Source organism: Nocardia sp. NPDC050412 (genome assembly GCF_044458825.1).
GTDB lineage: Bacteria > Actinomycetota > Actinomycetes > Mycobacteriales > Mycobacteriaceae > Nocardia.
Genome location: NZ_JBITIJ010000009.1, coordinates 85753 through 105975, shown reverse-complemented (window position 1 = coordinate 105975; position 20223 = coordinate 85753). Strand labels below are relative to the sequence as shown.

General features: G+C 66.4%; 19 protein-coding genes. 9 read left to right on the top strand and 10 right to left on the bottom strand.

Annotated features, from left to right (window positions below; all coding sequences use genetic code 11):
- Positions 1-25: 25 nt before the first annotated feature.
- Positions 26-469, bottom strand: coding sequence for a cobalamin B12-binding domain-containing protein (locus ACIBI6_RS24970; protein WP_396958053.1), 444 nt, complete (start codon positions 467-469; stop codon positions 26-28).
- Entirely contained in the window at positions 469-2046 is a 1578-nt protein-coding gene (locus ACIBI6_RS24965; protein WP_364358301.1) for a methylmalonyl-CoA mutase family protein, read from the bottom strand. The genes ACIBI6_RS24970 and ACIBI6_RS24965 overlap by 1 nt, the downstream gene beginning before the upstream one ends.
- 88 nt (positions 2047-2134) lie before the next feature.
- Here ACIBI6_RS24965 and ACIBI6_RS24960 point away from each other — a divergent pair, with 88 nt between their 5' ends.
- Genes ACIBI6_RS24960 through ACIBI6_RS24945 form a run of 4 tightly spaced genes read left to right on the top strand, consistent with a single transcriptional unit; the run spans position 2135 to position 4482 of the window.
- Positions 2135-2968 (top strand): NAD(P)-dependent oxidoreductase, encoded by an 834-nt coding sequence (locus ACIBI6_RS24960; protein ID WP_364358298.1) that lies wholly within the window; start codon positions 2135-2137, stop codon positions 2966-2968.
- A 21-nt stretch (positions 2969-2989) separates the two neighbouring features.
- Positions 2990-3385, top strand: a complete 396-nt coding sequence (gene pcaC / locus ACIBI6_RS24955; protein WP_396958052.1) for a 4-carboxymuconolactone decarboxylase — start codon at positions 2990-2992, stop codon at positions 3383-3385.
- The gene (locus ACIBI6_RS24950) at positions 3378-4262 is read left to right on the top strand and encodes an NAD(P)-dependent oxidoreductase (protein ID WP_364358292.1); all 885 of its coding nucleotides are present in this window, start codon (positions 3378-3380) and stop codon (positions 4260-4262) included. Before pcaC ends, ACIBI6_RS24950 begins: the two co-directional genes overlap by 8 nt.
- A 10-nt stretch (positions 4263-4272) precedes the next feature.
- On the top strand, positions 4273-4482 hold the full coding sequence (locus ACIBI6_RS24945; RefSeq protein WP_364358289.1) for a hypothetical protein: 210 nt from the start codon (positions 4273-4275) through the stop codon (positions 4480-4482).
- 7 nt (positions 4483-4489) lie between these two features.
- Here the strand turns inward: ACIBI6_RS24945 and ACIBI6_RS24940 are convergent, their stop codons facing one another.
- Together ACIBI6_RS24940 and ACIBI6_RS24935 are read right to left on the bottom strand one after the other, a co-directional pair.
- On the bottom strand, positions 4490-6433 hold the full coding sequence (locus ACIBI6_RS24940; protein ID WP_396958051.1) for a nitrate- and nitrite sensing domain-containing protein: 1944 nt from the start codon (positions 6431-6433) through the stop codon (positions 4490-4492).
- Between the two features lie 38 nt (positions 6434-6471).
- Entirely contained in the window at positions 6472-7179 is a 708-nt protein-coding gene (locus ACIBI6_RS24935) for a 3'(2'),5'-bisphosphate nucleotidase CysQ (RefSeq protein ID WP_364358319.1), read from the bottom strand.
- Between the two features lie 214 nt (positions 7180-7393).
- Here ACIBI6_RS24935 and ACIBI6_RS24930 point away from each other — a divergent pair, with 214 nt between their 5' ends.
- Positions 7394-8308, top strand: a complete 915-nt coding sequence (locus tag ACIBI6_RS24930) for an LLM class F420-dependent oxidoreductase (protein ID WP_364358283.1) — start codon at positions 7394-7396, stop codon at positions 8306-8308.
- Positions 8309-8313: 5 nt separating this feature from the next.
- Here the strand turns inward: ACIBI6_RS24930 and ACIBI6_RS24925 are convergent, their stop codons facing one another.
- The gene (locus tag ACIBI6_RS24925; protein WP_364358280.1) at positions 8314-9030 is read right to left on the bottom strand and encodes an enoyl-CoA hydratase/isomerase family protein; all 717 of its coding nucleotides are present in this window, start codon (positions 9028-9030) and stop codon (positions 8314-8316) included.
- Between the two features lie 147 nt (positions 9031-9177).
- Here ACIBI6_RS24925 and ACIBI6_RS24920 point away from each other — a divergent pair, with 147 nt between their 5' ends.
- On the top strand, positions 9178-10710 hold the full coding sequence (locus ACIBI6_RS24920; protein WP_396958050.1) for an AMP-binding protein: 1533 nt from the start codon (positions 9178-9180) through the stop codon (positions 10708-10710).
- On the opposite strand, the gene ACIBI6_RS24915 is transcribed toward ACIBI6_RS24920, so the two are convergent.
- The 5 genes from ACIBI6_RS24915 to ACIBI6_RS24895 form a co-directional block, all read right to left on the bottom strand.
- A complete protein-coding gene (locus ACIBI6_RS24915; protein WP_396958049.1) occupies positions 10711-11169 on the bottom strand; it encodes a MarR family winged helix-turn-helix transcriptional regulator in 459 nt (152 codons plus the stop codon). It abuts the gene before it with no gap.
- A 166-nt stretch (positions 11170-11335) separates the two neighbouring features.
- Positions 11336-13402 carry an ArnT family glycosyltransferase gene (locus ACIBI6_RS24910; RefSeq protein WP_396958048.1) on the bottom strand — a complete coding sequence of 689 codons (2067 nt, stop codon included), beginning with the start codon at positions 13400-13402 and terminating at the stop codon, positions 11336-11338.
- Positions 13403-13433: 31 nt separating this feature from the next.
- Positions 13434-15560 carry an ArnT family glycosyltransferase gene (locus ACIBI6_RS24905; protein ID WP_396958047.1) on the bottom strand — a complete coding sequence of 709 codons (2127 nt, stop codon included), beginning with the start codon at positions 15558-15560 and terminating at the stop codon, positions 13434-13436.
- Between the two features lie 71 nt (positions 15561-15631).
- Positions 15632-17176, bottom strand: a complete 1545-nt coding sequence (locus tag ACIBI6_RS24900) for a HAMP domain-containing sensor histidine kinase (protein ID WP_364358265.1) — start codon at positions 17174-17176, stop codon at positions 15632-15634.
- Complete coding sequence (locus tag ACIBI6_RS24895; RefSeq protein ID WP_364358316.1) at positions 17154-17894, bottom strand: response regulator transcription factor; 741 nt, start codon at positions 17892-17894, stop codon at positions 17154-17156. The genes ACIBI6_RS24900 and ACIBI6_RS24895 overlap by 23 nt, the downstream gene beginning before the upstream one ends.
- A gap of 172 nt (positions 17895-18066) precedes the next feature.
- Between ACIBI6_RS24895 and ACIBI6_RS24890 the strand changes: the two genes are divergently transcribed.
- The 3 genes from ACIBI6_RS24890 (at position 18067) to ACIBI6_RS24880 (ending at position 20145) form a co-directional block, all read left to right on the top strand.
- The gene (locus tag ACIBI6_RS24890) at positions 18067-18738 is read left to right on the top strand and encodes a hypothetical protein (RefSeq protein WP_364358262.1); all 672 of its coding nucleotides are present in this window, start codon (positions 18067-18069) and stop codon (positions 18736-18738) included.
- Positions 18739-18865: 127 nt separating this feature from the next.
- Positions 18866-19141: a hypothetical protein gene (locus ACIBI6_RS24885; RefSeq protein ID WP_396958046.1), complete on the top strand. Its 276-nt coding sequence runs from the start codon at positions 18866-18868 to the stop codon at positions 19139-19141.
- 458 nt (positions 19142-19599) lie between these two features.
- Complete coding sequence (locus tag ACIBI6_RS24880) at positions 19600-20145, top strand: DUF2165 domain-containing protein (protein WP_364358256.1); 546 nt, start codon at positions 19600-19602, stop codon at positions 20143-20145.
- Positions 20146-20223 lie beyond the last annotated feature (78 nt).

The window sequence follows — 20223 nt, the reverse complement described above, 5'->3', positions numbered from 1 at the left end:
TTCAGATGACTGCGGCCGCTCAGGATCACGACGGCGTCGAGGTTTCGGTCTCGGGGACGGCAGTCGGCGGAGCCGACGGGGTGGGTAAGCACAGCGCGCGGATCTCGGTGACCAGCGTCTCCAGCGCGGTACCGGTCGGAAAGACCGCGGCCGCGCCGGCTTCCAGCAGACGCGGCACATCCGCCTGCGGGATGGTGCCGCCGACCACCACCGCGATATCCCCCGCGCCGCCGGCCCGCAGCGCGTCCACGACGCGCGTCGTCATCGACACATGCGCGCCGGACAGGATGCTCAAACCGACTACGGCGACGTCTTCCTGCAACGCGATCGACACGATGTCCTCCACACGCTGGCGGATGCCGGTGTAAATGACCTCGAACCCGGCGTCGCGCAGGGTGCGGGCGACGATCTTGGCGCCGCGGTCGTGCCCGTCCAACCCCGGCTTGGCGACGAGTACGCGTGCGGGCATCAGAACACCACCGGCTGCTGGAACTCGCCCCATACCGACTTCAGTGCGGCGGTCATCTCGCCGACCGTGCAGTACGCGTTGGCGCAGTCGATCAGATTGTGCATCAGGTTTCCGTCTCCTTCAGCGGCATGCGACAAAGCGGTGAGACAGGCACGCACCGCAGCGGGATCTCGTTCGGCCTTCACCCCGGCCAGGCGCTCGAGCTGCAATTCCCGTCCCTTGGCGTCGAGTTCGTAGGTGCCGATATCGGGTGCGGGCTCGTCGGAGACGAATCGGTTCACCCCGACCACCGGACGCGAGCCCGACTCCACCTCCTGATGCAGCCGATAGGCCTCGTCGGCGATCAGCCCCTGCAGATATCCGTCTTCGATGCAGCGCACCATGCCACCGTGCTGCTCCAGATCGGCCATGATCTCGACGATGCGGGCCTCGGTGGCGTCGGTGAGCGCCTCGACGAAGTAGGAGCCGCCGAGCGGATCGGCCACCCGCGTCACACCGGTCTCGTAGGCGAGGATCTGCTGGGTGCGCAAAGCGAGCGTCGCCGACTCCTCACTGGGCAGCGCAAACGGCTCGTCCCACGCGGCGGTGAACATCGACTGCACCCCGCCGAGTACCGAGGCCATCGACTCGTAGGCGACCCGCACCAGATTGTTCTGGGCCTGCGGCGCATACAGCGACGCGCCGCCGGCGACACAGCCGAACCGGAACATCGACGCCTTATCCGTGCTCGCGCCGTATCGCTCGCGCACCAGGGTGGCCCAACGACGCCGACCCGCACGGTATTTCGCGATCTCCTCGAAAAAGTCGCCGTGAGTGTAGAAGAAGAACGAGATCTGCGGCGCGAATTGATCGATCGTCATCCGGCCGCGTTCCACCACGGTGTCGCAGTAGGTCACGCCGTCGGCGAGGGTGAAGGCCATCTCCTGCACCGCGGTCGCCCCGGCGTCGCGAAAGTGCGCGCCCGCCACCGAGATCGCGTTGAACCGCGGCACCTCGGCCGCGCAGAACTCGATGGTGTCGGCGATCAAACGCAGCGACGGCTCCGGCGGCCAGATCCAGGTGCCACGCGAGGCGTACTCCTTGAGGATGTCGTTCTGGATGGTGCCCGTGAGCTTTTCCCGCGACACCCCTTTTTTCTCCGCGGCCGCCACATAGAACGCCAACAGGATCGCCGCGGTCCCGTTGATGGTGAAGCTGGTGCTGATCTTGTCCAGCGGGATGCCGTCGAAGAGCACCTCGGCGTCGGCGAGGGTGTCCACGGCGACGCCGACCCGACCGACCTCCTCGCTCACCTCCGGATCGTCGGAGTCGTAGCCGCACTGAGTCGGCAGATCCAACGCCACCGACAGTCCGGTGCCGCCCTGGTCGAGCAGATACCGATAGCGCCGATTGGATTCCTCCGCTGTGCCGAAGCCCGAGTACTGCCGGAACGTCCACAACCGACCCCGGTAGCCGGAGGCGAAGTTGCCACGCGTGAAGGGATATGCGCCCGGCCGGGGCGGATCGGCACGCCGGTCGTCCGGTCCGTAGACCGGCTCGAGCGGGATACCGGACGAGGTCTGCACTTGGTCGTTCATCAGTGAATACGCTACTTGCCAAAAAAGAGAATGCCAATACCATCTGAAGCGAGTGAGTTCTCACAGCCCCGTTTTCCCGAGGAGCACGATGCCCGATCAGCACCGACCGTTGACCGACCGCACGATGGTGATCTCCGGCGCCAGCCGCGGTATCGGACTGGCCATCGCGGTCGCCGCCGCCCGACGCGGCGCCAACGTGGTGCTGCTGGCCAAGACGGCCGAACCGCATCCACGGCTGCCCGGCACCGTCTACACCGCGGCCGCCGAAATCGAGGCCGCGGGCGGCAAGGCTGCCGCCGTGGTGGGTGATGTGCGCCGCGAGGAGGATGTGCAGCGGGTGGTGGGCACCGCGCTGGAACGCTTCGGCGGCATCGATATCTGCGTCAACAACGCCAGCGCCATCGCGACCGAGCCGACCGAGCGGTTGTCGCCCAAGAAGTTCGATCTGATGATGGACATCAATATCCGCGGCGCCTTCCTGCTGACCCAGTCCTGCGTGCGGCACCTACGCAATTCGGCAAACCCGCACGTGCTGACCATCGCGCCACCGGTGAACATGAATCCGCGCTGGCTCGGCGCGCACCCGGTCTACACGCTGTCGAAGTACGGAATGACGCTGCTGTCGCAGGGCTGGGCCGTCGAATACGCCAAGGCCGCAATCGCATTCAACTGCCTGTGGCCCGAGACCTTCATCGCCACCTCCGCCGTGGCCAACCTCGACGACGGCACGAATCAACTCGCGGCCGCGCGCAGTCCGCAGATCATGGCCGATGCCGCGATCGAGATCGTGTCCCAGCCCGCACGGGAGATCACCGGCAACTGCTTCATCGACGCCGAGGCCTTGGCCCGATTCGGCGGCGTCGAGGACCTGTCCCGCTACGGCGGCGGCGCGCACCCGACACCGGACCTGTTCCTCGACTGATCACCGAAAGGATTGCCGGATATGACAATCGATCCCGACCAACGCACGCGCTACGAGAGCGGACTACAGGTCCGCCGCGAGGTCGTCGGCGCTGAATACGTCGACCGGGCGTTGGCCGCCGCGACCGACTTCTCCGAGCCACTGCAGGATCTGATCACCGAATACTGTTGGGGCGCAGTATGGACCCGCCCCGGCCTGGACCGCCGCAACCGGTCGATGATCACCCTGGCAATGCTGACCGCGCTCAACCGGTCCACGGAATTCGCTACGCATGTGCGGGCAGCGTTGACCAATGGCGTCACCCCGGAGGAGATCCGGGAGGTGCTGCTGCACGCGACGATCTACGCCGGTGTCCCCGCCGGAGTCGAAGCGTTCCGAATCGCCGGACCTATCCTGCCGGAGCACGCTGATGCCTGAACGTGAACACATCGCCTTCCTCGGTCTCGGCACCATGGGCGCGCGAATGTCGCGGCGATTGGTAGCAGCGGGTTTCGATGTCGTCGGATTCGACCCGTCCGAGACCGCCCGCGAAGCCCTGGTCGCCATCGGCGGTCGGGTCGCGACCAGCGCTGCCGCGGCCGCCGCCGGAGCCACTCACCTGATTCTGATGCTGCCCAGTTCCGCCGTCGTCGAATCCGTACTCGGTGACGAGCAAGTGCTGGCCGCTCTGGGGCCGGACACGATCGTGATCGATATGAGCTCCTCCGAACCGGAGTCGACGCAACGACTGGCGGCGGGGCTGGCCGAGCGCCAAATCATGTTGGTCGACGCACCGGTGTCCGGCGGCGTGCGCGGGGCTACCGACGGTACTCTGACGATCATGGTCGGGGGCCGGGAAGACACTGTTGCCCAAATTGATTCGGTGCTGGCACCGCTGGGCAAGATAAGGCACATCGGTGCATCGGGAGCCGGTCACGCCGTTAAGGCGATCAACAATCTGCTCGCCGCGGTCAACCTGCTCGCCGCCGCCGAAGGTGTCGCGGCCGGACGTCGTTTCGGCCTGGACCCCGCCGTGATCATCGAGACCATCAATTCCGCAAGCGGCCGCAGTGCCGCAACCGAACTCAAGTTCCCGCAGGCGATTCTGCCGGAAACTTTCGATTCCGGTTTCGCGCTCGGACTAATGCTCAAGGACATGCGCATCGCCACTGATCTGGCGGCCTCGCTCGGCATACCGGCCGCACTCGGCGAGCGCGCCGTCGAGCTGTGGGCACGCGCCGCGGCCGATCTGGGGCCGAGCGCCGACCAAACCGATATCGCGCGCTGGGCGGACGCGCGGTCCACGCAACATTAAGGCCCACACCATGAATACGCCCATCCGATTCTCGGTCGTCGAGGTGCCGCACTACTTCGGCAAATGCCCGCGCTGCGGTTATCCCGCCAGCGCCGCGGCGATGACTCAGACCTTCGCCGACGGCGCCACCGAATCGCAACTAGTCGCCACTTGCGGGCAGCCGTGCGGGTGGAGCGGCCCGGTGGCGCTGACCACGATGACCGACGCCCGGTCCGATTGAATCGGATTCACCACGGTTGCACAGCGGTCGGTGGAGCAATGGCCGCATTCTCCGCGGCCAGCACCGCCGTCGGGATCACGACATCGGCCCGAACTCCGCCGTAGTCGGATTCGGTCAGGCGCACCGAAATGCCGTGCAGAATACCCAACCGAGCCACCACGAACAGCCCGAGCCGGGCATCCGCCGACAGTGTCGCGACGCTGAAATCCGGTGGGTCGGACAGCATTTCGTTGGCGCGTTCGAGTTCCGAATCCGACATGCCCATGCCCTGATCACTGATCATCACGACAACGCCGGTGCCGATCAGATTGCCGCTGACATCCACGCGCGACTGCGGCGGCGAGAACGCCGTCGCATTGTCGACCAGTTCGGCCAGTAGGTGGATGAGGTCGGCGACCACCGCGCCGTTGACGAATACCGACGGCAGTCCGGCATTGGTGTACACCCGCGTGTATTGAACGGTTTCCGCGATCGCACCGCGGACGAGATCCCGGAGCGCAACCGGACGTCGCCACTGTCGACCCGGGCGGCCGCCGCCGAGGATAATGAGATTCTCGGCATTGCGACGCCCTCGGGTGGCGAGATGGTCGAGCTGGAACAGTGTTTCCAGCAGCGCTGGATCCTCCTGTCGCCGTTCGGCCGCGTCGAGAATCTCCAACTGTCGGTGCACGACGATCTGGCTGCGATGGGCGATATTGCTGAATACCGCGCGCACACCCTCGCGAGTATTCGCCTCGGTGACCGCGACCGCGACCGCAGCGCCGTGCGCCCGATTGAATGCCTGTGCGACCTGACCTATCTCGTCGGTACCGAAATCCAGCTGTGCGGCTTCGATTTTCGGATCGATGCGCACCCCTTCGGTCAGGCGTCGCATTGTCTCCGGCAACCGAACCTCCGCCACCGCAAGCGTTTCCGAGCGCAAGCGTTTCAAGCGTCCGATCAGCTGATTGGCCAGCCACAGCGACAACAGGAACGCCAGCACGGCGACCGTACTCACGACACTCGCGGCCAGCAACGAGTCGCGCGCGTGCCGGGCACCCGCATCGGCGGCATGCCGTTGGCTCTGCTTGGCGTGCCCGACCCACAGTGTCACCAACTGCTGGTTCACCTCGTCCGCCGCCGCGCGCCACTGCGCGACGCTCATCGGCAATTGCGGTGCACTTGCGGGCCGCACCTCGACAATGGTGTTTTCCATCGCGCTGACCTGCTGCCAGGCGAGGGAAGCGGTGACATCGGCGACGCGCTGCGCGTTGGCGGCATCGAGTTCGGTAGCCAATCGCGCGATCTCGACGTGGTAATAGCTGACCAGGTTGCGGTATTCGGCGGACAGGTTGGGCGGCAGGCCCTGCGGGCGGACGGCCGCGGCGGTCAGCGCGCTGGCGCGCGACATGGATTCGACCACGTGCAACAGCCCCAGATTGCGGGTGAGTTCGGAGCCGGTGGCCGCATCCGGAGCGAACTGTCCGATCGTTGCCGACCCCTCGTCCATGCCGTCCAATAGTCGGCAGTAGAAGTCGTAGGCGTCGGCGACCGGTAGCCGACCGGCATCGATCGCACTGCGCAGCTCCGGTAACCGAGTCTTCAACTCTTCGAAGGCCGCCACGACGTTCCCCATCGCGCTGCCGCCCACGCGTTGGAATTCGGCTTCGGCCGCCGCCAGCGAATTCAGCGCGGCATCGAACCGCATCCGGGCAGCGACCAGTGCACCGGGATCGACGACCGCACCCGCCAACTGGGACACCGACAGCAGTCGCTCCTGTTGCACGGCGAGGACCAATTCGCGCGTCGGGGTGAGGTGAGTGTCCAGTGTGCGCGCGAAGCCCTCGGCGTGCCGCGCGTCATTGAACAGATAGACCGAGGTACCCACACCAATGCAGATCAGCAGCAGGCTGGGTACCAGCGCAATGACAAGGATTCTTGTCCGGATCCCGCGGAACCGAGCCTTCAACACCGCGATAATATAACTTACATATCCGAGAATTACATTCTCTAGTGCAGGGCGGCCAGCACGGTGTCACGTAGTTCCGGACGACAGATGAGCAGATCAGGCAGGTAGGGGTCGGGGCGGTTGTAGCGCAGCGGGGTCCCATCGAGACGCGAGACGTGCAGCCCAGCCGCAGCTGCGACGGCGACCGGGGCGCACGAATCCCATTCGTATTGACCGCCCGAGTGGGCGTAGACATCCGCGGTCCCGCGCACGACTGCCATCGCCTTGGCGCCGGCCGACCCCATCGGGACCGGCGTCGCCGACAACCTGGTCATCAGTTGCGCGACCTCCTCGGAGAGCCGACTCCGCGACACGGCCACCCGGATGGGACCGGATTGCGGTGGCAGCAACGCGGGTGGTTGCCCGGTGTGTAAGACCAGTCCCGCAGCGGGCAGTGCCACCGCCCCGACCACCGCTCGGCCGTCGACCGCGAGGGCGACATGCACGGCCCAGTCCGCACGCGGTGGTTCGCCGTATTCCCGTGTGCCGTCGAGCGGGTCGACGATCCACACCCGGGACCGTCCGATGCGACTCCGGTCGTCCGGACTTTCCTCCGACAGCACGATGTCCTCGGGACGCGCCTCCCGGAGCCGATCCAGCAGCAGGATATTGGACTTCCGGTCGCCGACCGCCCCGCCTTCGGAGCGGATATCGAGCAGGAGTTCGCCTGCTTCCTCGGCCAGCGCCGCTGCCAGGGTGTGATCGTCCATTACTTCCCTACTGTCCGATGGCAGGATCGAGTACGCCCGCTGTCGCAGGCGCTCGATGACCTTATCGGCCCCTTGCCGGTCGACATTTCTCGAGAGTACGGTTCTCATTTACCGGAAAGGTGATTCTTATCCTGCGGAGGCCCTTTCCGGTCACGAGCACTCGCACGCCTCGACACCGGTCGAGCACGCAGAGCACAGGGAGGACCACCCACCGATGCGATTCATCCTGCACTATCCCGAGACCACCGGCTACGACGGTGACATGCTCGACGTCGGCGCACTGCGCGATGTGGCGATCGCGGCCGAACGGTCCGGATTCGACGGACTGTCACTGAGCGAGCACCCGGTTCCCGGCGCCCGATGGTTGGCTTCCGGCGGACACCAGACGCTCGATCCGTTCGTCGCACTCGGCTATGTCGCCGGTGTGACCGAACGCCTCCGACTGATCACCTATCTCGCGGTCCTGCCCTACCGCAATCCTTTCCTGCTGGCGAAAGCGGCGGCGACGCTGGACAAACTGTCGGGCGGCCGCGCGATCGTCGGTCTGGGCACGGGTTATCAGAAGAGCGAATTCCACGCTCTCGGAGTCGATTTCGATGAGCGCAACGCACTGTTCGACGAGGCGCTGGACGTGCTGCCACTGCATTGGAGCGGCGAACCGTTCAGCTATCAGGGTCGCCACTTCAGCGCCCGCGATGTGATCGCCCGGCCGCGGCCGGTGCAGAAGCCGATCCCGATCTGGATCGGCGGCAACTCGAAGCTGAGCCGCCGCCGGGTCGCGACGCGCGCCCAGGGCTGGATCCCGATGACCGGCGGCGCGGAGCTGAGCACCACCGCGCGCACACCGGAACTCGGCACACTCGACCAGCTCGCCGCCAAGATGGCCGAGGTGCGATCGGCGGCCCAGGACGCGGACCGGACCGAGCACATCGATCTGGTCTACTCCTACCCGGACGCGAGCATCAGCACCCCGGCGGTCGATGCCGACCGGCACCGCGCGGCCTTCGCGACATTGGCCAAGGCCGGTGTCGACTGGATCGTCGTCTCCTGTCACACGCGCGAGGCCGCCGCGACCTTCGACTTCATTGCGGAATTCGGCGCGACATATACCAACGCGCCCGGCTCCTGAGCCGATCAGCGCGGCCGGTTCAGCACCTTATCCGCCGCCGTCCAGTGCTCGTCCGAAACCCACAGGTGCGCAAAGGCATTCACCGCCTCCGCTGCGGATACCCCGGAGAGCACCCGCTTGATCTCGCCCGAGGATGGGTTGGCCAGCGACCGAGCCAGCGCCAGCCAACCCTCCTCGAACGACGCGCGAGGCAGTATCCGGTCCACCAAGCCGACGCGTTCGGCCTCGGCGGCGTCGAGTACGGTCCCCGAGCCCGCGAGCAGCAGCGCTCGGCTTCGACCGACCAATGCGCTGAGCCGCTCTGCACCGCCCCAGGCGGGCATGATCGCCAACGCGACCTGGTTGAACGCGATCTTGATGTCGTCGGCGGCGACCCGAATATCCGCGGCGACCGCGACTTCGGCGCCACCACCGAAGGCGTGACCGTTCAACGCCGCGATCACCGGGGCGGGAAAGGCAGCGAGCCGATCGCAGATGCCACGCATCCGCCATGCCATCTCCTCGGCGGCCTCGAGAGTGCGAATCGCGCTGAGTTGCTTGAGATCTCCACCCGAGACGAAGGCCTTGTCCCCGGCGCCACGAATGACCAGCGCGCGGGCTCCTTCGGCCGCATCGAGTGCCTTCTCGAGCTGATCCATCGTCTCCGGCGCGATGGCATTGCGCGCCTGCGGGCGATCGATGGTGACGACCGCAAGCCCGTCACTCAGCTCGAGCTCCACCATGTCAGTTCTCCGATCAAGATATTGGCATTCTACTTTCTGGAGAATAGTATATTCAGAGCGGCAGCCCCCGACACCCATCCCGTAACCACCCGACAGCGCCGCGGGTGTGGCCGACTTGTGCCCGCGCGCCGGGTACTTGGAGTCCATATGCGCACAATCCCCGCCGAACTGGTCAAACGGTACGAAGCCGAAGGCTGGTGGACCCGCGATTCGCTCGGCGACCTGCTGGCGCGCGGTCTGGCCGCCGCCCCCGACGCCAGGTTCCGCGTGCATTCGCCGGTCCGGCCCTACACCGGAACCTTCCGTGATGTCGAGCTGGTCGCCCGCCGACTGGCCAGGGGCTTACACAAGCGGGGTGTCGGTCCCGGTGATGTAGTGGCCTTCCAGCTGCCCAATTGGATGGAGGCGGCCGCAACCTTCTGGGCCGCAACCTTTCTCGGCGCGATCGTGGTACCCATCGTGCATATCTACGGCCCCCGAGAAGTCGGCTACATCCTGGGTGCGGTGCGTCCACGCGTCTTCGTCACGACCGACCGATTCGGTTCGATCGACTACGACCCGGCCGTATACGCGGAGGTGCCGATCGTCGGGGTTGTCGGACACACCTTCGACGATCTGCTCGATGCGGAGCCGTTCAGCGGAGTCGTCGAGGTCGACCCGGCCAATCCGGCGCTGATCGCCTTCACCTCGGGCACTACCCGCGCGCCGAAGGGCGTGATCCACAGCCATCAAACCCTCGGCTGCGAGACCCGCCAACTGGCCGAGCACTACCCGGCCGACCTCGGTCCGCAGATCACCGCCGCGCCGGTCGGCCATTTCATCGGCATGCTCAATGCCTTCCTCATCCCGATCCGCGACGGCATCGCGGTCAACCTGGTCGACACCTGGAATCCGGAACAGATCCTGACCCTCATGACCACCTACGGCATCACCGTCGCGGGTGGCGTGCCCTACTACCTGACCAGCCTGGTCGACCATCCCGCCTTCACCGCCGAACATCTGCTGCACATGAAGTACGCGGGCATGGGCGGCGCATCGGTGCCGAGTTCGGTCACCGAGCGGCTGACCGAACTCGGCCTCATCGTCTACCGCTCCTACGGCAGCACCGAACACCCCTCGATCACCGCCTCCAACTGCACCGCACCGGAGCCCAAGCGGCTCTATACCGACGGCGATCCGCAGCCCGGCATCGAGATCCGGCTCACCGAAGACGGCGAAATCCTCAGCCGCGGACCGGATCTGTGTCTCGGCTACACCGATGAGGCGCTCACCGCGAAGGTTTTCGACGACGAGGGCTGGTATCACACCGGCGATATCGGCGTGCTCGACGAGGACGGATTCCTCACTATTACCGACCGCACCTCCGACCTGATCATCCGCGGCGGCGAGAACATCAGCGCGCTCGAGGTAGAAGAGGTCCTGCTGACCATGTCGGCGGTCGCCGAAGCGGTCGCCGTCGCAGCACCCGATGCTCGGCTCGGCGAGCATGTGGCCGCGGTGGTGCGACTACACCCGGGTTCGGATGCCCCGACGCTGGCGGATCTGCAGGCGCATTTCGCCGAGGCGGGGCTGGCCAAGCAGAAATGGCCAGAGGAGCTAGTCGTGGTCGAGGACTTTCCGCGCACGCCCAGCGGCAAGGTGCAGAAGTACCGGATCCGACAGAGTCTGCGTGCGGCGTGATCAATGGCCGATGGTGGAATGCCGCGGCCATGGACGGCCGTGGTAGCGCTCGATATCGGTGTTGAAACGTTCGAGGTAGGCGGCGAAGGCGGCGACATCGCCGGGCGTCCAGTCGGCCATGATGTTGTCCAGATCGCGGACGCTCTTGGTGCGGTCGGAGTCGAGCTGGCGACTTCCCTCCGGGGTAATGCGGAACAGTCGAGCCATGCCGCCCTCGGGATCCGGGATCCGTTCGATCAGGCCCGCGCGCATCATCGCGGCGGTTTGCCGACGCAGGGTGGATGCCTCCAACCCCAGCGCTTCGCTGAGCTGCCCGATGGACATCGGGCCTTCGCCGTGCAGTCGATTGAGCAGGGTGTACGCGCTGCGGTCCATGCGATTGGCGCCACGCCGAGACGCCAGGCTGTACCGGCCGAGCAGCATGGTCTCGAATTCGATCAAATGCGTGGGCTTATCCATCCCGACCCTTCTGCCGATGCGCGCGTCACCAATGACGCATGTGTATCACACAGGACGTGCACTACACCCTCAAATGTGCATATTACACGTGACGTGTATCATACACGACATTTTCAGCCGAAAGGCGCGCCCGCTCGAGGGGCAGGCGCGCCGCGGTTGGGGAGGGTCAGGCTGTGGGCTGGCTCAGGTCGTAGACGGTGCTGCCGCCGACCGTGATGGCCGTGTAGTGCGCCTTGACCCATGCAGTGATTTCGCTTCCGCTGCTATTGGATCCCCCGCCGGGGCCACCGCCCATGCCGCCGCCCGCGATGAAGTAGGCGACATCGCCATTGGCGACGTACTGCTGGAATTGCGCCAGCGTCGGCGAATTGTCGCTGCCGGTGAAACCGCCGATCGCCATAATCGAAGCGCCGGTCGACAATTCGAGTCCGCTCGCCGAGCCTGAGCCCACTGTCGCTGCGGCCCAACGGGTGTCGGTATTGCGCACCAACTGTTGCAGTTCGGCGTTCGACGAATTCGAGCCGCCCGGTCCGCCGCCGCCGTCACGGTTGGCGGTCGCGTCGGTCCCCGCCTGTTCCGTACCGGCCTGTTCGGTACCCGCTTGTCCGGGTGCCGCGCCGTCGAATGACGGTGCGCCGGTTCCTGATTCGCCGAAACCATCGGGGACGGCGCCACCTGGTCCGCCCATACCCATACCCATACCCATACCCTTGCCCGCGACGGCCGGGCCGGAGGTCGGAATGGAGCCGGAGTGGGCGGTCGCCGCGGTCTCGATCGTGTACGCGGTGGTCCCCGCGAGGCCGAACAGCAGCCCGGCAGTGGCGACGACGGCGGTGAACCTGCCGAGTTGGTGTGCGCCGACCGCGACAATGGCCGCGACGACGATCGAACCGATCAGCACGAGCCAGCGCAGTGCCGGGTACCAGTCGGGTGTGCGGTCGAGCAGGATGAAGTTCCAGATACCGGTCGAGGCGGACATGGCCGCGAGTGCGATACGCGCCGTGACGAATTGGCGGCCGCGCCACAACTCGACCACCGCGATACCGATCAGCGCCGCGATCGCCGGGGCGAGGGCGACGGTGTAGTACGGGTGCATGGTGCCCTGCATATAGCTGAATACGACGCCGGTGACGAGCAGCCAACCGCCCCACAGGATCAGGCCCGCGCGGGTGCGTCCGGTTCGCGGTGTGCGCCGGGTGAACCACAGACCAGCCACCAGACCGATCAAGGCCGCGGGCAGCAGCCAGGAGATTTCGGTGCCCATCGAATCGCCGAACAAGCGGGTGATCCCGGTGCTGCCGCCGAAGCCGGTGTTGCCACCGCCACCGCCGCCACCACCATTGCCCTCGCCGCCGAGGACGCGGCCGAGACCGTTGTAGCCGAGCGCGAGGTCGAGCAGGCTGTTGCCGGTCGAGCCGCCGATGTATGGACGCGAGTCAGCGGGCCACAGGCTGACCAGGGCGACGAACCAGCCGCCCGAAATCACCATTGCGACAAAGGCCGCGAGCAGCTCGGCGACGCGACGCCAGAAGCCGATCGGCGCGGCGACCAGGAACACCAGCCCGAACGCGGGCAGCACCAGGAAGGCCTGCATCATCTTGGTGAGGAAGCCGAATCCCACTGCCACACCGGCCAATACGAGCCAGCGTCCACTGCCCCGCTCGGTGGCGCGGACCGTGCAGTACGCCGCGGCGACGAGCAGCAGCACCAGCAGTGCGTCCGGGTTGTTGAACCGGAACATCAGTGCCGCAACGGGAGTCACGGCGAGCGCCGTACCCGCCAGCAATCCGGCGGCCGGGCCGCTCCAGCGGCGCACCGCGGCATACACCAAGCCGACCGATGCCACTCCCATCAGTGCCTGGGGCAGCAGCATGGAGAACGAGCTGAAGCCGAGCAGCCTGCCGGACAAGCCCATTACCCACAGCGATGCGGGTGGTTTGTCGACGGTAATGGCGTTGCCCGAATCCAGCGAACCGAACAGCAGCGCCTTCCAGCTCTGCGTGCCCGCCTGGACCGCGGCCGCGTAGAAGTCGTTGGCCCAACCGGATTTACTCAGTCCCCACAGGTAGAGCACGGCGGTGGCCGCCAGCAGGGTCCACAATCCGGGGCGCGCCCAGCGTGGTTGCTCGGGCGGGCCGAACAGCCATCGAGTCGCTCGTTTCTGGTGCGCGCCCGCGTGCCGCGGACCCGCTGGTTCGGCGTACCGCACGGGCCGCGCTTCGGTCATGGTCATATCCAGTCCCTCTCGTGTACTCGAGATTTGGTCAGTTGGTGGCGGTGAGGTCGTAGACCGTGACACCGTCGATCGTCTCGGCGCTGAAGTTGGCCTGAACCCAGGCCGCGATTTCGCTGGCTGCCTGGCTGCCACCGCTCGCCGATCCGCGCATCCCACCCATGATCTGGGCGCTGATGAAGTAGTGGATTTTGTGTTGGGCCACATAGTCTTTGAACTGCGACAGCGTGGGCGCCGGGTCGGTGCCGTTGAAACCGCCGAGTGCCATGACCGGATCACCGGTGGCCAATTGGTATCCAGCGGCGTTGCTGGAGCCGACGACGGCGGCGACCCAGGTGTAGACGTCGGCATCGGTGCTCAGTACCGCAGTCAGGTTCGCGCCCGGTGTTATGCCGCCGAATATTCCGCCCATCGGTGCGCCGCCAGCTGTGCCAACGTCCGTTATGCCCGACGAACCCACGCCACCGCCAGTGCCGCCGGACGAACCCGCCCCACCACCGATGCCGCCCGACGAACCCGCCCCGCCACCGGTACCGGTCGACGAACCCGCCCCGCCACCGGTACCGGTCGACGAACCCGCCCCGCCACCGGCACCGCTCTGCGAACCCGCGCCAGCGGTGCCGCCCTGCGCACCCGCCGTACCAGCGCCACCATCGGCGCCGCTGGGCCGTCCGCCGCCTGGGAAGGCCCGGCCCGCGCCGGCCGGTCCCGCGGACGGAATCGCGCCGCTGTGTGTTGTCGCCGCGGTGGCCAGCGCATAAGCACCGGGTGCGGCCAACCCGACGGCCAAGGCGACTGCGAGGACTCCACTGGCAACGGCCTTCGGCAACCTACCGACGACCAGCAGCAATGCCGCCGATCCGACACCGGCAATCGCGACCACCGGGCCGAGCCAGGGCAGCCAGTCCCGGGTGCGTGCGAGCAGGACGCAGGCCAGCACGACAGTCACCAACAGCGCACCGGACAGCACAGCGGTGGCGCGAATATCGCCGCGGCGCAGCCACAATAGGTTCGCACCGACTCCGATCGCGCCCGCGATCGCCGGTGCCAGCGCGACCGTGTAATACGGGTGCAGGATGCCGTTGGCGTAACTGAATACCACGCCGGTGACGATCAGCCAGCCCAGCCACAGCAATAGTGCCGCCCTGATCAGATCGGTGCGTGGCGCACGGCGGGTGAGCCAGAGTCCGGCAACGCCGAGAATCAATGCCGCGGGCAGTAGCCAGGCGATCTGGCCGCCCATTTCCGAACCGAACAGACGAGCCCAGCCGACATCGAAATTCAGGTTCCCGAGTCCACCGGTCTCGTTACCGGTCAACCGGCCGAAACCGTTGTAGCCCAATGCCAGTTCGAGCACGCTGTTGTGCTGGGATCCGCCGATATAGGGCCGCGACGAAGCGGGCCACAGCGCGACAAGGGCCAGATACCAGCCCGCGGACGCCACCATCGCAAGTACCGCCGCCACCGATCGAACGATCCGGGTGCGCAGCGGCGCATGTGCGGCGAGCAGGTACACCAGCGCGAAGACGGGCAGCACCAAGAATGCCTGCATCATCTTGGCCAGGAAGCCGAAGCCCACCGCCACCCCGGCGAGCGGCAACCACCAAGTGCCGCTGTCCTTTTCGATCGCCCGCAGCACGCTATAGGCCGCGACGGTCAGCAGCAGCACCAGCAGTGCGTCCGGATTATCGAAGCGGAACATCAGCGTCGCCACCGGTGTCAGTGCCAGCACCGCACCGGACAGAATTCCGGCCCAGTGGCCGCTGACGCGCCGCACCGCCGCGTACAGCACCGTGACCGCCGCGACGCCCTCGAGCGCCTGCGGCACGAGCAGACTCCATGAGTTGAAGCCGAACAGCCGTGCCGAAATATCCATCACCCACAGTGCTGCGGGGGTCTTGTCCACGGTGATCGCATTGGCCGCATCGCTGGAACCGAACAGCATCGCCTTCCAGCTCTGCGATCCGGCCTGCACCGCCGCGGCGTAGAAGTCGTTCGCCCAGCCGCTGGCACCGAGATTCCAGAGATACAGCAGTGCTGTCGCGATGAGCAGCACCGCGAGCGATACCCGCCGCCACAGCGGGCCGCACCCGGATGGCCGCGCATCCGATGGCTCGACCGCCGCAGCGGGTAGAGCTCCCAGCAATGTTGTCGTCATGCTTCGATCGTCGCGACCGGACATAGTTGCAAGCTCTGCCGTAACTGTGAGTTCGCTGTGTGGCGCAGCGCTCAGTTCGCGGCGGTGGCACCGGGCAGACGCACGGTGAATTCGGTACGGCCGGTCGCACTCTCGACGGAGATATCGCCGCCGTGTGCCTTGACGACGGCCGCGACGATCGCCAAGCCGAGACCGGTGCTGCCCGCCCGTCGGGAGCGTGACGAGTCACCGCGCGCGAAACGCTGAAAGACCATCGGCTGCAAGGCTTCCGGGATGCCAGGACCGTCGTCGGTCACCCGCCACACGGCTCCCCCGGCGCCGTTGAATTCCAGCGACGTGAGCACCGTGGTGCCGGGACCGGTGTGGACGCGCGCGTTGGTGAGCAGATTGGTGAGCACCTGATGCAACCGGGCCGCGTCACCGGTGGTCACCACCGGTTCGTCGGGCAACTCCAGATCCCAGCGGTGTTCGGGACCGGCGATATGCGCGTCGCTCACCGCGTCGACCGTGAGCTGGGTCAGATCCACCGGTTCGTGTTCGAGCCCACGTCCGGAATCCAACCGCGCGAGCAAGAGCATGTCCTCGACCAGACCCGTCATCCGACGGGATTCGGAGTCCACCCGACCCATCGCATGGGCCACCTCGGCGGGTACCTCGGCCCGTTTGCGTTGCGCCAGTTCGGCATAGCCGCGAATGGCGGCCAGCGGGGTGCGCAGCTCGTGACTGGCATCGGCGAGGAACTGCCGGACACGCGTCTCGCTGTCGTGCCGCGCCGACAACGCACTGGTGATGTGATCGAGCATCCGATTCACCGCCGAACCGAGCTGACCGACCTCGGTGCGCGGATCGGCGTCCGCGGCCGGAACCCGCACGGGCAGTACGACTTCGCCGCAATCCAGTTCTAGATCGGCCACCCGCGCCGCCGTCGCCGCGACCCGATCCAGTGGTGCGAGCGCATGCCGGATGAGCCAGATGCCGACCGTAATCGCGATGATCGAAACGATCGCCGTGACGATCCCCAGGATCAGCAAGACGCGTAGCAGAGTGGCGTCGACGGCGGTCAACGGCATGCCGGTGACAACGATCTCACCCGACCACGACGTATCCGCGACCACCCGATAGCGCCCCTGACCGTCGAGCGCGACATCGACCGGCTTCTCGTTTGCCGGTACCGCGGCGAGCTGCTGTTGTGCGGTATGCGAGAGCGAACGCTGAGTGCCGTCGGCATCGATCCGGCCCGCCTTGCTGACACTGCCCTGGTTCACGATGGCGCCGATGGTGTCGGGCTGGATGCCGCGCCGGTCCAGGAAGTCCGGTCCCGGACCGGAACCCGATGGCGGCGGAGGCGGCGGTGGCATCGACGGCTGGCCGCTGGGTCGTGGCCCGAGGCTCGGACCGCCGCCGACATCACCGAGTGAGCGCTTCTGTACATCGATCAGTTCGGTGTCCAGTTGGTGCACCAGGAACTGCCGCAATGCGAATTCGGTCACGGCCCCGATACCGACGACCACGATCACCAGCAACAGCACCTGTCCGACCAATAGGCGGGCCCGCAGCGACCAGCGCCGCGGCTTCAGCACCCGGCGTGCCACCTCAGGTTGCGGGCTTGAGGACATATCCGGCGCCGCGCAGGGTATGGATCATCGGTGCCCGACCACTGTCGATCTTCTTGCGCAGATACGACACATACAGCTCGACGATGTTGGACCGACCGCCGAAGTCGTAACTCCACACCCGATCCAGGATCTGCGCCTTACTCAGCACTCGCTTGGGATTGCGCATGAAGAAACGCAGCAATTCGAATTCGGTGGAGGTCAGGACGATAAGCTCACCGGCCCGGGTGACCTCGTGGCTGTCCTCGTCGAGCACCAGATCGCCGACCACCAGCTGCGCGCCGCTGTCCTCGGTTGCCACACCGGTGCGGCGCAGCAGCGAACGCAGCCGCAGCACCACCTCTTCGATGCTGAAGGGTTTGGTGACATAGTCGTCGCCGCCCGCGGTCAGCCCGGCGATGCGGTCCTCGACCGAATCCTTGGCCGTCAGCAAAAGCACCGGCAGGTACGGCAACTGTGCGCGCAACTTGCGCAGCACCTCGAGCCCGGTCATATCCGGCAGCATCACATCGAGTACCACCACATCCGGGCGAACCTCGCGCGCCTTCGTGACGGCCGTTCGACCATCGCCCGCGGTGGCGACCTCCCAGCCCTCATATCGCAGGGCCATCGACATCATGTCGGCCAGTACGGGCTCGTCGTCGACGACCAGCACGGTGATGGGGCTGCCGTCGGCGCGGCGCATGACAACTCGTTCGGCCGGGCCGTTCCCGGCGCTCATCACGGACATCGTCCTACCATGACCGCGAACGCTGGGGTGTAGCTGTGCCGAATCTATGCGTCAGCTGTGAGTGCGTACCCAGCCGATCCAGAACCAGCGCACAGCCGACGCCAAGGTCGGCGGACCAAGGTCGGATCCGAGCATTTATTCGGTCCGCACCGCAAGGAGCACCATGAGTCATCCCACGCAACAGCCGCCATCGGAACCCGACACGGTCTGGGGCGCGCCACAACCCGCGCAGCCGGGCACCTGGTCCACCAAGAAGACCCTGGCCGCGGTCGGGATTGCCGGAGCGATCGCCGCGGCGGGCGGCGGTGCCATCTATGCGGCATCCTCGTCCGATTCGAACAGCAGCCATGGACCGGGCGGCCCCGGTGGCATCGGGATGTCGATGAACGGCGCGTCGGGTCGATCCGGTCAAGCGGGCGGACCCGGTTTCGGCAATGCCACGATTCCCGCGGCGCTGCACGGGGAGTTCGTCGTTGCCGACGGCAATGGCGGCTACACCACGGAGCTGACTCAGACCGGGACCGTCACCGCCGTGAGCGCAACCTCCATCACCGCCACGAGCAGCGACAACTACACCCAGACCTACACCATCTCCGGCACGACCAGCGCGTCGACGGTGAAAGCCGGGGATACGGTGAGCATTCGCGCCACCAAGACCGATGGCACCGCCACCGCGACCTCGATCATCGCGGGCAATGCGGCCGCGCCCGGCGGGATGAACGGCCCGGGTGCGATGAGCGGTGCACCTGGGCAGCTGGGTAGTGGGCCCGGCCAGTTCGGCGACGGTACGTCCGGAGCGGGCAGGGCTGGTGGGCAGAGTCGAACCGGCAACTGATCGGTTCACAGCTCGCACTTAACTTGCGCCCACGATGGACAAATGTTGGGGCTCAACGATTCTCGGTGTCGGCACGGAGAAGCGGCCGAGGAGTTTCGGATCTGATCCGACAACAGGAGGAATGCAGATGAGTTTCACATCGAAGCTGGCAGTGACCGCGGCGGCCGGTGCCGTCGCGCTCGGCATGCTCGGCATCGGAGCCGGTGCGGCGAGCGCCGACGGACAACAGGGACCGGTGCCCGGACAGCAGTGCCAGCCTCCTGGCGATCATCCGCAGGGCCCGCCGCCCGGTGACCACCCGGATGGTCCGCCGCCCGGCGACCACCAGGGACCGCCGCCCGGTGACCACCCGGACGGGGACCACCCGCAGGGGCCGCCGCCACAGTGCCAGCCCGGTCAGTAAACCCTTGCAGCCCAACACATCCCGCTGACGTCAGCGCGGCGGTGGACTCGACAGTCCACCGCCGCGCTTCGTCAACGTCGGCCGTGCGCCGACACCCCACCGGATCAGCATGGACGAGGGGTTCGACGAGTCGACCGGATGACGAAATGCAGCAAACACACCCGACCACCGGAGCCACAGCGGCCCCAACGACTCCATCCAACAATCCCTTCGATCAACTCGACGGTGCTGTTGCAATCACCCCTCGAGCCCAAGTCGGGCGAGGCCGCCGTAGATTCCACCTGATCTTGATCAGGGGGCAGTGAGATTCTCCGAGTACTGGTGACCGGCGGGTGTCGAACCTCTTGTGAATCACAGCATTTCGAATCACGCAGGGTGAAGTATGATGGCGCGGGCAGTCGCTCGAAGTGCAGGCGGCCGTATCGAAATCTTGTGCCGGGTCGACCGAGGTGGCGGATATGGGTCTGAGTGGTAAGCGGTTCCTGGATGTGGCCGGGAGCAGGGATACGGCCGTGACGGTGCTGGCATCGATCACCGCGTTGTACTACCTGATCGTCGCGGTCACCAACTGTATCGACACCGATACCAATCGGCGCGGTGTGCAAGCGGTGCTGTCGATGCAAGCCACGCTCCACCACTCCGGTACCGACTGGCATGCCATCACCAACAGCACGGTCATTCTTATCGCCTACATCCTCATCGTGACCTGGGAGTATCTGACCGGCTTCGTGCTGCTCGCGGGTGCGGCGACCGGCTGGTGGGCACTGATCGGCCGGAACTCCGCCAGAACCGCACTCGCAGCGAAGTTGTCGAGCCTCGGCTGGACCATGGCGGTCCTGCTGTTCGCAGGCGGCTTCCTCACCATCGGCGGCGAGTGGTTCCGGATGTGGGCGAACAAACAAGTGAACGCCACGTCGGCGGCGCTGCAGAACTTCCTCATAGCGGCCGTCGGACTCATCCTCGTGCACATGTCGAGCCGAGCTGAAACCCGAGAGCAGCCGTAGCAGAAGACCTTTCGTCTAATCGGCATCGTGCTCGACCACGCTGGCGGATATAGCTTCTCGTAGTTCCGCCTGGCCTAG